The sequence below is a fragment of the Serratia sp. NPDC078593 genome (genome assembly GCF_050268245.1).
Classification (GTDB): domain Bacteria; phylum Pseudomonadota; class Gammaproteobacteria; order Enterobacterales; family Enterobacteriaceae; genus JBNNGK01.
Genome location: NZ_JBNNGK010000012.1, coordinates 114,707 through 128,581 on the forward strand (window position 1 = coordinate 114,707; position 13,875 = coordinate 128,581).

The window sequence follows — 13,875 nt, forward strand, 5'->3', positions numbered from 1 at the left end:
GAAAGCGAGTTTTGATAGGAAATTTAAGAGTATGAGCACTATCGAAGAACGTGTTAAGAAAATCATTATCGAGCAGTTGGGTGTTAAAGAGGACGAAGTGGTAAATAGCGCTTCTTTCGTTGAAGACCTGGGCGCCGATTCTCTTGACACCGTTGAGCTGGTAATGGCTCTGGAAGAAGAATTCGACACCGAAATTCCAGACGAAGAAGCTGAGAAAATCACTACTGTTCAGGCAGCTATTGATTTCATCAACGCTAGCCAAGCGTAAGCGAACATATCTAGGCGGTCACTCGACCGCCTAAGTTTTTTCTATCCCTAGTGTCATATTTTCCCTCCTTGGAGGACAAACGTGTCTAAGCGTCGAGTAGTTGTGACCGGACTGGGCATGTTGTCTCCTGTCGGCAATACGGTAGAGTCCACATGGAACGCTCTTCTTGCCGGTCAGAGTGGCATCAGCCTGATCGACCATTTCGATACTACTGCCTATGCAACGCGTTTTGCTGGCTTGGTAAAGAATTTTAACGTTGAGGAATTCATCTCCCGCAAAGATGCGCGCAAGATGGATCTCTTTATTCAGTACGGTATCGCCGCAGGCATTCAAGCCATGCAGGATGCCGGGCTGGACATCACTGAGGCCAATGCCGGCCGCATTGGCGCAGCCATTGGTTCTGGCATCGGTGGCTTGGGGTTAATCGAAGAAAACCACGGCGCACTGGTTAACGGTGGCCCACGCAAGATCAGCCCGTTCTTCGTACCTTCGACCATCGTCAACATGATTGCAGGACATCTGACTATCATGTATGGCATGCGTGGCCCAAGTATCTCAATCGCCACTGCCTGTACTTCAGGTGTACACAACATCGGCCATGCAGCACGCATTATTGCTTACAATGATGCTGACGTTATGCTGGCCGGTGGCGCGGAAAAGGCCAGTACGCCATTGGGCGTCGGTGGTTTTGGTGCCGCGCGCGCACTGTCTACCCGCAACGATAACCCGCAGGCAGCGAGCCGTCCGTGGGATAAAGATCGTGATGGTTTCGTACTGGGTGACGGCGCCGGTATGATGGTGCTCGAAGAGTACGAACATGCTAAAAAGCGCGGTGCAAAAATCTACGCAGAAGTGGTGGGTTTTGGTATGAGCAGCGATGCTTACCATATGACCTCGCCACCAGAAAATGGTGCGGGTGCCGCGTTGGCGATGGAAAATGCCTTGGCTGATGCGGGTGTAACAACCTCGCAAATCAGTTATATCAATGCGCACGGTACCTCAACGCCTGCCGGTGATAAAGCTGAAGCGCAAGCCGTGAAGTCGGTATTTGGCGCTGATGCAACGCGTGTGATGGTCAGTTCCACCAAATCGATGACCGGCCATCTATTAGGTGCTGCGGGTGCGATTGAGTCTATCTTCACCGTGTTGGCGCTGCGCGATCAGTCGATTCCTCCAACCCTTAATTTGGATAACCCAGATGACGGTTGCGATCTGGACTTCGTGCCGCATGAGGCGCGCCAGACCAAGGACATGGAGTACACCTTGTGTAACTCCTTCGGTTTTGGTGGCACCAACGGCTCTCTGATCTTCCGTCGAGTGTAACGCTTCACCGATAATCTGATAAAAGCCCGGTTTTTGACCGGGCTTTTTTTCGTCGATTGTACGTCATTAGGACAGTGCTGTTATTCTGTACAATACAGAGAGAGCGCGAGGAACAATAATGCATTGGATAAACGGACAGCGGGGTGATGCACTAAAGCTTGACGATCGTGGCTTACAGTTTGGTGATGGCTGTTTCACCACTGCACGGGTCGTTGAAGGTAAAGTCGATCTGTTGCCGTGGCATATTGAACGGTTGCAACAGGCCGCTTTGCGCCTGATGTTGCCCGCGACCGATTGGCAAGCGTTCGAGCAGGAAATGCGCCATGCGGCAGAATCTATACCACATGGCGTGGTCAAAGCGATATTAACGCGTGGTCGTGGTGGGCGTGGTTACAGCCCGCAAGGTTGCCACCAACCGACGCGCATTGTCACATGTAGTGCTTATCCGCAACATTATTTGGCCTGGCGGGAACGGGGCATTCGTCTAACGTTGAGCCCGGTGCCGTTGGCACGCAATCCGTTACTTGCTGGCCTGAAGCACCTCAATCGTTTGGAACAGGTACTGATTCGCACGCATCTTGACCAGACTGAGGCCGACGAGGCGCTGGTGCTTGACACCGCAGGGTTGCTGGTGGAATGCTGTGCGGCTAATTTGTTCTGGCGCAAAGGAAAAGCGGTTTACACGCCGGATTTGAACCAGGCGGGCGTGGCTGGATTGATGCGTCGGCGAGTGATCGAGCGGTTAATGGGCAGCGAATATTCGTTGAATATTGTCTCGGAACCGTTGGAAACGCTGGCGAATGCCGATGAGGTGCTGATCAGCAATGCGTTGATGCCGTTACTGCCGGTTAACGTTGCGCACTCATGGCATTACCACTCGCGCCAGCTCTACGATTTTTTGTGCCCACACTGTTAACCATGGCTGATTGATGAAGAGAAAAAAGCTCAAGATTGTTTCGATAATAGTTCTTCTGGGTTTGGCACTGCTGTTTTGGGGATACCAGAAGGTTGAACGCTTCGGCGATACGCCGTTGGCGATTGAGCAGGACGCAATCTTTAAATTGCCAGCAGGCACGGGGCGCGTGGCGCTCGAAGATTTACTGGTGCGTGATAAACTGATCCAAACGGGTAAATGGTTGCCGTGGTTGTTGAAGCTTGAGCCAAAACTCGCCGCGTTCAAGGCTGGCACTTATCGCTTCACACCGGGTATGACGGTGCGTCAGATGCTCGAACTACTGGCTAGTGGTAAAGAGGTGCAGTTTAATGCCCGCTTTATTGAGGGTTCACGCCTGCGCGACTGGCTGCTGGTTTTGCAGCAATCTGACTATCTGGAGCACACGCTGGCGGATAAAAGCGAAGCGGAGATTGCTGAGGCATTAGGTCTACCGGCAGGGCGCTCTCCTGAAGGGCGTTTGTATCCCGATACTTATTCCTATACCGCAGGCATGAGTGATATTGCACTGCTCAAACGTGCGCATTTGCGTATGGTGAAGGTATTGCAAGATGCCTGGCAGGGACGTGATACAACGTTGCCTTATAAAACGCCGGAACAGCTGCTGATAATGGCATCGATTGTGGAAAAAGAAACCGCAGTGCCGGAAGAGCGCACTAAAGTGGCCTCTGTATTTGTCAATCGTTTACGTATTGGCATGCGTCTGCAAACCGATCCCACGGTGATTTACGGTATGGGTGACCGCTACACGGGCACTATCACGCGCAAAGATCTCGAAACACCAACGCCGTATAACACCTACGTCATCAATGGCTTGCCACCAACACCGATCGCTATGCCAGGCAAGGCTTCGCTAGAGGCCGCAGCTCATCCGGCGAAAACACCGTACCTGTATTTTGTTGCCGATGGTAAAGGCGGTCACACCTTTACGACCAACCTGGCGAGCCATAATCAGGCGGTACGCCATTATCGCCAGGTATTGAAGGAAAAGAATGAAAAGTAAATTTGTGGTGATCGAAGGGTTGGAAGGTGCAGGTAAGACCACTGCGCGCGATACCGTGGTCAATGTTTTACGTGAGCACGGTATCAACGATATTGTTTTCACCCGTGAGCCGGGAGGTACGCCGTTGGCAGAAAAACTGCGTGACCTGTTCAAGCGTGGGCATGAAGGTGAACTGCCGACGATTAAAGCTGAAGTGTTGATGCTGTATGCCGCGCGCGTGCAACTGGTCGAAACGGTAATCAAACCCGCACTAGCGCGCGGTGCTTGGGTGGTTGGCGATCGTCATGATTTATCATCGCAAGCCTATCAGGGCGGTGGCCGAGGCGTAGATCAACAACTGATGGCCTCGCTGCGCGATACCGTACTGGGGGATTTTCACCCGGATCTCACGGTCTATCTCGATTTGCCGCCGTTAATCGGCTTGCAGCGTGCGCAGGCGCGGGGGGCGCTGGATCGTATCGAACAAGAGGCATTACCATTTTTTGAGCGTACCCGGGTGCGTTACCAGCAACTTGCGGCGGCAGACGATACGATAGTTACCGTTGATGCATCGCAAACGCTGGAACGGGTGACGGATGATATTCGCCGTTGCGTCACAGATTGGCTGCAAAATCAGGGTAGCGTTTGATGAATTGGTATCCGTGGCTGAATAAACCCTATCGTCAACTGATTGGACAGTATGCCTCCGAACGGGGGCATCACGCGTTGCTGTTGCATGCATCGGTGGGTAACGGCGACGAGGCATTAGTCTATGGCATTGGTCGATGGCTAATTTGTCAGCGGCGAAATGGCGAAAAAAGTTGCGGTGAATGCCACAGTTGTCGGCTGATGTTGGCAGGCAATCATCCTGATTATCATGTGTTGGCGCCAGAAAAAGGCAAAAGCAGTTTGGGCGTCGAGCCGATTCGACAACTCATCGAAATACTTTATGCTCACGCACAACAGGGCGGCGCCAAAGTGGTTTGGCTGCCGCAGGCCGAGTTGTTAACCGAAGCCGCAGCCAATGCGTTGTTAAAAACGCTGGAAGAGCCGCCAGCGAATACCTATTTTTTGTTGGGGTGCCGTGAGCCCTCCCGCTTGTTGGCGACGTTGCGTAGCCGCTGCTTTTATTATCATCTCGCCAGCCCGGATGAACAACTGAGTTTGCAATGGCTGAACCGTCAGGCGGCAGGCGATCCGATTGATCGTTTGACCGCATTGCGGCTGCATGACGGTGCGCCGGTGGCGGCAGAACAGATGCTGCAACCGGAACGCTGGCAACAGCGTAGCACGCTGTGTAGTACGTTGAGCCGTGCGTTACAAAGTCACGACATGTTGGCACTGTTACCGGTACTGAACCATGACGACGTTGCCGAACGGCTGCGCTGGCTATGCGCGTTATTGATTGACGCGATGAAATGGCAGCAGGGGGCGGCGAATTTTGTGCTCAACCAAGATCAACAACCGTTGGTACAACAGTTGGCGGCGCGTTTGAGCGCCAGTTCGTTGCAACATGTTGTGCAGCAATGGTTACATTGCCGCCATCAGTTGCTCAGCGTCGTTGGCGTGAATCGCGAACTGCTGCTGACTGAACAGTTACTTAGCTGGGAGCAAATGTTTGCCTCCGTTGGCTATTCTCAACCTCATTCGTTGTAAAAGAGTTATATATTATGTTGTTAGTCGATTCTCATTGCCATCTTGACGGCTTGGATTACCAAACGCTGCACCAAAACGTTGATGATGCATTGACAAAAGCCAAAGCGCGTGACGTGGGTTACGTGTTAGCGGTCGCCACCACCTTGCCGGGTTACCGCGCAATGACTGAACTGATTGGTTCACGCACTGATGTAGCGTTTTCCTGCGGTGTGCATCCACTCAATTTGGAAGACGGATACGACTATGCGGAATTGCGCCAATTGGCTGCCGCAGAGCAGGTGGTTGCCCTGGGGGAAACTGGCCTAGATTACTTTTATCAGAAAGATAATTGGGCGTTGCAGCAGGAGTCCTTCCGCGAACATATTCGTATTGGTCGTGATGTCAACAAACCGGTGATCGTCCATACGCGCGATGCACGTGAAGACACGCTGAAAATTCTACGTGAAGAGAATGTGCAAGACTGCGGTGGCGTGTTGCACTGCTTCACTGAAGATCGTGCTACGGCGGCGGCGCTGTTGGATTTGGGGTTTTATATTTCCTTCTCCGGTATTGTTACCTTCCGTAATGCCGAGCAATTGCGTGATGTCGCCCGCTATGTGCCGTTAGATCGCATCCTGGTTGAGACTGACTCGCCTTACCTGGCACCCGTACCGCATCGTGGCAAGGAAAATCAGCCGGCCTATGTGCGAGATGTGGCTGAATACGTGGCTGTTTTGAAAGGCGTGAGCCTGGAACAGCTCGCGATTGCGACCACCGACAACTTTTCACGCTTATTTCACATCGAACTCCCATCCATAGCCTAGGCTTAGGATTCAGTCACTGAATGCGGGATTATTTTTAAGCTCGTAATTAATCATTGAAACGGGTAATGTTCTTGCCCGTTTATGGTGGTTAATGGGTATTTTTACATCATTATTTACAATTTAAAGTCGTTTTAGGAAAAATGCCGTGCCTTATTAAGCGAAACGTGACTGCCATCAAACATTATGCAGGCTATTTATTTTACTCTGCGTAAAAATTCAAGGGGTGCTCAGACACCCTGAACTGCAGGGGTTTTTCTCCCCCCCTTGCAACGCGAAAACTCGCGCAAAGAAGTAGCAAAGCACTATTACTCAGGAGCACACTCAACTATGTTTAAGAACGCATTTGCAAACCTGCAAAAAGTAGGTAAATCGCTAATGCTGCCGGTATCCGTACTGCCTATCGCAGGTATTCTGCTGGGCGTCGGTTCCGCCAACTTTAGCTGGCTACCTGCGGTAGTCTCCCACGTCATGGCGGAAGCCGGCGGCTCTGTATTCGCCAACATGCCGCTGATTTTCGCTATTGGTGTGGCATTAGGGTTCACCAATAACGATGGTGTATCGGCTTTAGCCGCCGTGGTGGCCTACGGTATCATGGTGAAAACCATGGCGGTGGTGGCACCTTTGGTATTGCATTTGCCTGCCGAAGAAATTGCCTCTAAACATTTGGCGGATACCGGTGTGCTTGGGGGGATTATCTCCGGCTCGATCGCAGCTTATATGTTTAACCGCTTCTTCCGCATTCAACTGCCGGAATACCTTGGCTTCTTTGCCGGTAAGCGCTTTGTCCCCATCATCTCTGGCTTGGCGGCGATCGCCATGGGTGTGGTGCTGTCCTTCATCTGGCCACCCATTGGTACTGCCATTCAGACCTTCTCGCAATGGGCGGCTTATCAGAACCCGGTGGTTGCGTTTGGGATTTACGGCGTAGTTGAGCGTGCGCTGGTGCCATTCGGCTTGCATCATATCTGGAACGTACCATTCCAAATGCAAATCGGGGAGTTCACCAACGCAGCAGGGCAAGTGTTCCACGGCGATATCCCTCGCTACATGGCCGGTGATCCGACCGCAGGTAAACTGTCTGGCGGCTTCCTGTTTAAAATGTACGGTTTGCCTGCTGCGGCGATTGCCATTTGGCACTCTGCTAAACCAGAAAACCGTGCGAAAGTAGGCGGCATCATGATTTCCGCCGCGTTGACCTCGTTCTTGACTGGTATCACCGAACCAATCGAGTTCTCCTTCATGTTTGTCGCGCCGATCCTGTATGTGATCCACGCTATTCTGGCTGGTTTGGCGTTCCCAATTTGTATTCTGTTGGGCATGCGTGATGGCACCAGCTTCTCACACGGTTTGATCGATTTCATCGTGCTGAGCGGAAACAGCAGCAAAATTTGGCTGTTCCCGATCGTCGGTATCGTCTACGGTTTGGTGTACTACACCATCTTCCGCGTGCTGATCGCCAAGTTGGATCTAAAAACACCGGGCCGTGAAGACACAGCATCCGAGCAGGTAGCGCAGGGCGGTTCTGAGATGGCATCGGCACTGGTTCAGGCGTTCGGCGGTAAAGACAACATCACTAACCTTGATGCGTGTATCACGCGTTTACGCGTCAGCGTGGCCGATGTGTCCAAAGTTGACCAGGCTGGTTTGAAGAAACTGGGCGCGGCTGGCGTTGTTGTTGCGGGCTCCGGCGTCCAGGCTATCTTTGGCACCAAGTCTGATAACCTGAAAACAGATATGGATGAATATATCCGTAATAGCTGATTCAGGTCGGGGAGTGTTGAGGGAGGCGAAAGCCTCCCTTTTTTTATGTGTTTGACGCGGCCGTTATGTGTTTTTTTAGTGCAGAAGCCCACCACCAAGCCTTCACGGTTAACAAAGAGATCATGCCGTGCATCTTCACCTATTCACACGTGAGGCGGCTGAGCCACGCAAAAACCGTCGTTTTACTGGCGTAAACTGATAGTGACGCTAACCATTAAGGCCGCGTGTCGTATCCCTCAGATTGACTGATTCTCCACCACTCGACGCAGAAAGTGCGCAATCAGGTTGAAAGCAGTAGAATTAGTCACTCATACTGCATACACCGTCTTAATACTTAACAAGGAACGCCAGATGGCTGAAGAAACTATTTTCAGTAAAATAATCCGCCGAGAAATTCCTGCTGATGTGGTTTATCAGGACGAACTGGTCACGGCTTTTCGTGATATCGCCCCTAAAGCGCCGACTCATATTTTGATTATTCCAAACGTGTTGATTCCAACGACCAATGATGTCACCACGGAACATGAAGCGGCGTTAGGGCGTATGGTGACCGTGGCGGCGAAGATTGCTGAACAGGAAGGGATCGCTAAAGATGGCTATCGGCTGATCATTAACTGTAATCAGCATGGTGGACAAGAGGTTTATCATATTCACATGCATTTGGTCGGTGGTTGCCCATTGGGGCCAATGCTGTCTTATTGATAGAGGAATACCATGCGCTATATTAAACCACTGCGTTGCTTAATGGCGCTGGTGTTACCTGCCGTTGTGCTGATGGGCTGCAGCAGTCCGAATGGCATCGTGGTGAATGAGCGGCAAACGGTAGTGATGGATTCATCCGTGCTCACGGCAGGGATCTTGGCCGAGCGTCCAGAGGTTAACGCCGCTGCTGGACGAATGATGGCCACTTCGGTACTCAGCAACACGCAGCCCAATCCGGTTACCGTGCATTATCGCTTCTTCTGGTATGACGCGCAGGGGCTGGATATTCGGCCGTTCGAAAAGCCAAGGGAGATGACGGTTGCCCCGAATTCAGACGCTCAAATCTATTCCATCAATGGCAATTTGGACGCTAAACGTGCACGTCTTCACGTATTTTTATAAGCTAAGCACTTAGCCCCATTGGAGAGAATAATGAAAAAGTATTTGCTTGTGGCATTGGCTGCGTTGGCGTTGACCGGTTGTATTCAACCCGTTGAACAGACTGAGCCGCCAGCCACAATTGAGCCGATTACACCGATCCCGGAACCTGAGCAGCCGGAACCACCGGTTAATGAGACGGTGCCGCAACCGCCGAAAATCCAAAGCATTAACTGGTTAAGCAGCGTTCAGCCACTGGTAAACCAAATGTTGAAAGCTGATGGTGTTAATCCGGGTAGCGTGTTGCTGCTAGATAGCGTGAAGAATAACACTAACGGCGCATTGCAGACCGCTAAGGCAACCGCTGCGTTACATAACGCGCTTGCCAACAATCAGACCTTTATCGTGGTGCCAGAATCGCAGTTGGCCAGTGCGAAACAAACGCTTGGCCTGTCGGCGGATGACAGCCTAGGTTCACGTAGTAAGGCGATTGGCTTGGCGCGTATCGTTAGCGCGCAGTACGTGTTGTACAGCGACGTTAGCGGTAACGTTAAGGCGCCACAGCTGGACATGCAATTGATGCTGGCGCAAACCGGCGAAATTATCTGGTCAGGTAATGGTGCCGTTAAACGTTGAAGCTGAGTTGCGACGATTATTGCAAACCAAACTGCCGGCGGTGAAAACCGCCGGTTGTCGTTTCAGCCCTGTGCAGGGGTTGAGCGGTGAAAGTTGGCGCATCGACGGCGACGGCGTGCGGCTACTTGCGCGCCAACAGACCAGCGATAAAACGTGCTTGGGTGTTAGCCGCCATCGTGAAGCGCAGTTATTACGTCGCTGTGCTCGCACGTTGGGGCCACGTGTCGTGGCGCAAAACGCGCAGTGGATTATCGTCGAATGGCTGAGTGGGGAGGTGGTGACGCACGATAAATTCGCTTGCCTGCAACACAATGGTGAATTGGCCGAATTAATGGCAACGCTCCATCAAAGTCCCCTCAGCGGTTATCGTTTAGTGCCGTCACAACACTATGCGCGCTATTGGCAACATCTGGATCGGCGGCGTATCAGCCCAGCCTGGTTGCGCTTGCACCAACGTTTTTTGCAGATACCACCGCCGCAACCGTTAAAGTTAGCGCCGTTGCACATGGATATTCACCCCGACAATCTGATCGCTCAAGGCCAGCGGTTACGATTGATCGACTGGGAATACGCCACCGACGGCGATGTCGCGCTCGAACTCGCGGCAATGTTTCGTTTCAATGCGTGGCAAGCCAGGCAACAGCAGTGTTTTATTCGCCAATATGCACAGACCGGCTATCACGACCCCGAATTATTGGCCACGCAAGTCTCGCGCTGGTTACCTTGGGTCGATTATCTGATGTTGATGTGGTTCGAAGTGCGCTGGCAGCAAACTGGCGATCGAGATTTTTTGAGCTGGGCAGCCACGTTGCGCCAGCGTTTTTGTATATCATGACCCTTTCTGTATGAATGATGAAGTGAGGTGGCCGTGGGCCCAGTAATGTTAGATGTCGCCGGCTTTGAGCTGGATGCTGAAGAACGAGAAATTTTGCAACATCCCTTGGTCGGTGGGCTGATTTTGTTCACCCGCAATTTTCACGATGTGGAACAGTTGCGTGAACTGGTACGGCAGATCCGCAGTGCTTCGCATCAGCGGCTGGTGGTCGCGGTCGATCAGGAAGGGGGGCGAGTTCAGCGTTTTCACCACGGGTTTACCCGGTTGCCTGCTGCGCAGTCTTTTGCCGCGTTGAATGATTGCCATGAAGCCGGTCGGTTAGCACAAGAAGCGGGTTGGCTGATGGCGGCAGAGATGATCGCACACGATATCGACATCAGTTTTGCGCCGGTGTTGGATATTGGGCATGTCAGCGCAGCGATTGGTGAACGTGCATTCCATAGCGATCCAGCGCAGGCTCTGATCATGGCTGAACGTTTCATTCAGGGTATGCATAGCGCCGGCATGAAAGCGACGGGAAAACACTTCCCTGGTCATGGGGCGGTCAGCGCCGATTCCCATAAAGAAACGCCGCGCGATCCACGTCCATTGGCACGGATTCGCGATCACGACATGAGCATCTTCCGTGAATTAATCAACCGTAAGCTGTTGGATGCCGTAATGCCGGCTCACGTCATCTACACCGAAGCTGATGCGCGTCCGGCTAGCGGTTCGCCGTATTGGTTAAAGCAGATCCTACGTGAAGAGTTGGGCTTCGGCGGTATTATTTTCTCTGATGATTTATCGATGGAAGGGGCGGCGATCATGGGCAGCTACGCTGAACGTGGTCAGGCTGCGCTGGATGCCGGGTGCGACATGATTTTGGTGTGCAATAACCGCGCGGGAGCGGTAAGCGTGTTGGATAACCTGTCCCCGGTCAAAGCAGAAAATGTGCAGCAGTTATATCATCGCGGGCAGTTCACCCGTCAGGAATTACGTGATTCCGCACGTTGGAAGTTGGCGCATCAACAGTTGACCGCACTCAGTGAGCGTTGGGAAGCGCATAAACAGCAGGATGTCGTGTGTTAATCATTAGCGTGACCTTATGATGACAACCGTAGGCGTTCTCACGTATCAGTGAACGGGGGATTCGGATAGCGTTGGCCATGGCATCGGCGTGCCAACGCTTAAAGATGAGTAATACACAGGGCGTCGTAGCACGGCGTCAATGAGTAGGGTTGCATCGCGGCCCTCAACCTGTTGCGAGGATCCATATGATTATCTATTTGCATGGTTTCGATTCCACCAGCCCCGGCAATCACGAAAAAGTGCTTCAGTTACAGTTCATCGATCCGGACGTACGCTTTATCAGTTACAGCACCTTGCACCCACGCCATGATATGCAGCACTTATTAAAAGAAGTGGATAAGGCCGTTCAACAGGGCGGCGATCCACAAACGTTGATTTGCGGCGTTGGATTAGGCGGCTTCTGGGCCGAGCGCATCGGTTTTTTGTGCGGGATACGCCAGGTGGTGTTCAACCCGAATTTGTACCCTGAAGAACATATGCTGGGTAAAATTGATCGGCCGGAAGAGTATCGCGATATCGCCACCAAGTGCGTCAGCGATTTCCGTGAAAAGAATCGCGACCGGTGTTTGGTCGTGTTGTCACGGCAGGATGAAGTATTGGACAGCCAGCGTAGTGCTGAACTCTTGCACACCTATTATGAAATCGTCTGGGATGAACAACAGACACATAAGTTCAAAAATATCTCCCCGCACCTGCAACGGATTAAAGCGTTTAAGATGTTGGCTTAACAGTTTTATAACGCGCAAACCGGCCGCGATGATTGCCGTATGTTAGGGCAATGAGCGGCTTTTTTGTGTCCGGAACATGAAAAATGGCTGCGCCAGCGGTGAAGTGAAAAAATGTGACCCAACGCTAACTATTTGAATCACAATCGTCAAAAATACTCTGCGTCCAGTGTTTAACAAAAAAAATTTGATGTACATCAATTTTGGTATGACCAAATAACCTCTCATGCTATTCTGGCCTCAGATAGCAGGTTTATTTTAAGCGAACCCTATGTATTCTAAGGATATTATTTATTTACCCTAGAGTAACAAGTGGTTCACATTTAGAGGGTTATTTTGACAATGCCAATCAAGAAAATCGTCATTGTGGGGGGCGGCGCCGGTGGTTTAGAACTGGCCACCAGCCTGGGCCATAAGCTTGGCCGCAAGAAGAAAGCCGAGATCACCTTGGTCGATCGCAATCACAGCCACTTGTGGAAACCGTTATTACATGAAGTTGCTACCGGTTCACTGGATGATGGCGTCGATGCGCTGAGCTACCTGGCTCATGCGCGCAACCATCATTTCAGCTTTCAGCTTGGTTCGCTGATCGACATTAACCGCGAAACGCAAACGGTGCAATTGGCGCAAATCTGCGATGAGCAGGGCGAAGAACTGGTGCCCGCGCGAGAACTGTCTTACGACATTTTGGTGATGGCATTGGGCAGCACCTCGAATGATTTTGGTACGCCGGGCGTGAAAGATCACTGTATCTTCCTCGATAATCCACATCAGGCGCGCCGTTTCCATAACGAAATGCTCAATTTGTTCCTTAAATTCTCGGCACAGCCGGGTGAGAAAGAGCGGGTTAACATTGCCATTGTTGGCGGTGGTGCGACAGGCGTTGAGCTTTCTGCCGAGCTGCACAACGCAGTGAAACAGCTGCACAGTTATGGTTTCGAAGGGTTAGACAACAGTGCGCTGAACGTCACGTTAGTGGAAGCGGGCGAACGTATTTTACCCGCATTACCTCCGCGAATTTCTGCGGCTGCGCATCAAGAACTGAACAAGTTGGGCGTTCGTGTATTGACTAACACAATGGTAACCAGTGCTGATAGCAACGGGTTGAATACCAAAGGTGACGAGTTTATTGATGCCGATCTGATGGTGTGGGCTGCGGGTATTAAAGCTCCGGACTTTATGAAAGAGATTGCCGGGCTTGAAACCAACCGTATCAATCAGTTGATGGTCGAACCGACGTTGCAAACGACTCGCGATCCCAATATTTTCGCTATCGGCGATTGTGCTTCCTGTCCGAAAGAGGGCGGTGGTTTTGTACCGCCACGTGCACAATCGGCGCATCAGATGGCATCGCGTTGCTTCACGAATATTTTGGCGCTGATCAACGGCCAAACGCTCAAGCCCTATGTTTATAAAGATCATGGTTCGTTGGTGTCGCTATCGCGCTTTAGCACCGTCGGTAGCCTGATGGGGAACCTGATGCGTGGTTCAATGATGGTCGAAGGGCGTATCGCGCGGTTTGTTTATATCTCGCTTTACCGCATGCACCAAGTCGCGCTGCATGGATACATTAAAACCGGTTTGATGATGCTGGTGGGAGGGATCAACCGCGTCATCCGCCCACGTTTGAAAATGCACTAAATACGGCCATGCCGGACAAAACCCACGCCGCTTAGGTTGCGTGGGTTTTTTTGTGCGCAGAAAACCCCCAGCTAGGCTGGGGGTTCAGTAAAGCTTTCAGCTTTGAGCCAGTTATAAAAACCCCTTTTGATTTGTTAAAACAGTT

The 13,875-nt window shown here is 51.7% G+C and carries 15 protein-coding genes; all 15 read left to right on the plus strand.

From position 1 onward, the window contains the following. Positions 1 to 31: 31 nt before the first annotated feature. Complete coding sequence (acpP, locus tag ACQKDS_RS14475; protein WP_399672820.1) at positions 32 to 268, plus strand: acyl carrier protein; 237 nt, start codon at positions 32 to 34, stop codon at positions 266 to 268. A gap of 81 nt (positions 269 to 349) precedes the next feature. Beyond that, the gene (gene fabF / locus ACQKDS_RS14480) at positions 350 to 1,591 is read left to right on the plus strand and encodes a beta-ketoacyl-ACP synthase II (protein WP_399672822.1); all 1,242 of its coding nucleotides are present in this window, start codon (positions 350 to 352) and stop codon (positions 1,589 to 1,591) included. Positions 1,592 to 1,709: 118 nt separating this feature from the next. Then, complete coding sequence (gene pabC / locus ACQKDS_RS14485; RefSeq protein WP_399672824.1) at positions 1,710 to 2,507, plus strand: aminodeoxychorismate lyase; 798 nt, start codon at positions 1,710 to 1,712, stop codon at positions 2,505 to 2,507. A gap of 13 nt (positions 2,508 to 2,520) precedes the next feature. Next, entirely contained in the window at positions 2,521 to 3,546 is a 1,026-nt protein-coding gene (mltG, locus tag ACQKDS_RS14490; protein WP_399672826.1) for an endolytic transglycosylase MltG, read from the plus strand. After that, complete coding sequence (gene tmk, locus ACQKDS_RS14495; RefSeq protein WP_399672828.1) at positions 3,536 to 4,174, plus strand: dTMP kinase; 639 nt, start codon at positions 3,536 to 3,538, stop codon at positions 4,172 to 4,174. The genes mltG and tmk overlap by 11 nt, the downstream gene beginning before the upstream one ends. Then, positions 4,174 to 5,181 carry a DNA polymerase III subunit delta' gene (holB, locus tag ACQKDS_RS14500; RefSeq protein ID WP_399672830.1) on the plus strand — a complete coding sequence of 336 codons (1,008 nt, stop codon included), beginning with the start codon at positions 4,174 to 4,176 and terminating at the stop codon, positions 5,179 to 5,181. Before tmk ends, holB begins: the two co-directional genes overlap by 1 nt. 14 nt (positions 5,182 to 5,195) lie before the next feature. Next, complete coding sequence (locus ACQKDS_RS14505; protein WP_399672832.1) at positions 5,196 to 5,984, plus strand: metal-dependent hydrolase; 789 nt, start codon at positions 5,196 to 5,198, stop codon at positions 5,982 to 5,984. A gap of 327 nt (positions 5,985 to 6,311) precedes the next feature. Beyond that, entirely contained in the window at positions 6,312 to 7,745 is a 1,434-nt protein-coding gene (ptsG, locus tag ACQKDS_RS14510; protein ID WP_399672834.1) for a PTS glucose transporter subunit IIBC, read from the plus strand. Positions 7,746 to 8,096: 351 nt separating this feature from the next. Next, a complete protein-coding gene (gene hinT, locus ACQKDS_RS14515) occupies positions 8,097 to 8,447 on the plus strand; it encodes a purine nucleoside phosphoramidase (protein ID WP_399672836.1) in 351 nt (116 codons plus the stop codon). Between the two features lie 12 nt (positions 8,448 to 8,459). Continuing rightward, positions 8,460 to 8,849, plus strand: coding sequence for a YcfL family protein (locus ACQKDS_RS14520; RefSeq protein WP_399672838.1), 390 nt, complete (start codon positions 8,460 to 8,462; stop codon positions 8,847 to 8,849). A gap of 30 nt (positions 8,850 to 8,879) precedes the next feature. Next, positions 8,880 to 9,461 carry a penicillin-binding protein activator LpoB gene (lpoB, locus tag ACQKDS_RS14525; protein WP_399672839.1) on the plus strand — a complete coding sequence of 194 codons (582 nt, stop codon included), beginning with the start codon at positions 8,880 to 8,882 and terminating at the stop codon, positions 9,459 to 9,461. After that, complete coding sequence (gene thiK, locus ACQKDS_RS14530; protein ID WP_399672841.1) at positions 9,442 to 10,296, plus strand: thiamine kinase; 855 nt, start codon at positions 9,442 to 9,444, stop codon at positions 10,294 to 10,296. The genes lpoB and thiK overlap by 20 nt, the downstream gene beginning before the upstream one ends. Before the next feature lie 45 nt (positions 10,297 to 10,341). Next, entirely contained in the window at positions 10,342 to 11,364 is a 1,023-nt protein-coding gene (nagZ, locus tag ACQKDS_RS14535; protein WP_399672843.1) for a beta-N-acetylhexosaminidase, read from the plus strand. 185 nt (positions 11,365 to 11,549) lie between these two features. Beyond that, entirely contained in the window at positions 11,550 to 12,092 is a 543-nt protein-coding gene (gene ycfP, locus ACQKDS_RS14540) for an alpha/beta hydrolase YcfP (protein ID WP_399672845.1), read from the plus strand. A 333-nt stretch (positions 12,093 to 12,425) separates the two neighbouring features. Then, the gene (locus ACQKDS_RS14545) at positions 12,426 to 13,730 is read left to right on the plus strand and encodes an NAD(P)/FAD-dependent oxidoreductase (RefSeq protein ID WP_399672847.1); all 1,305 of its coding nucleotides are present in this window, start codon (positions 12,426 to 12,428) and stop codon (positions 13,728 to 13,730) included. The last annotated feature ends 145 nt before the right edge of the window (positions 13,731 to 13,875 follow it).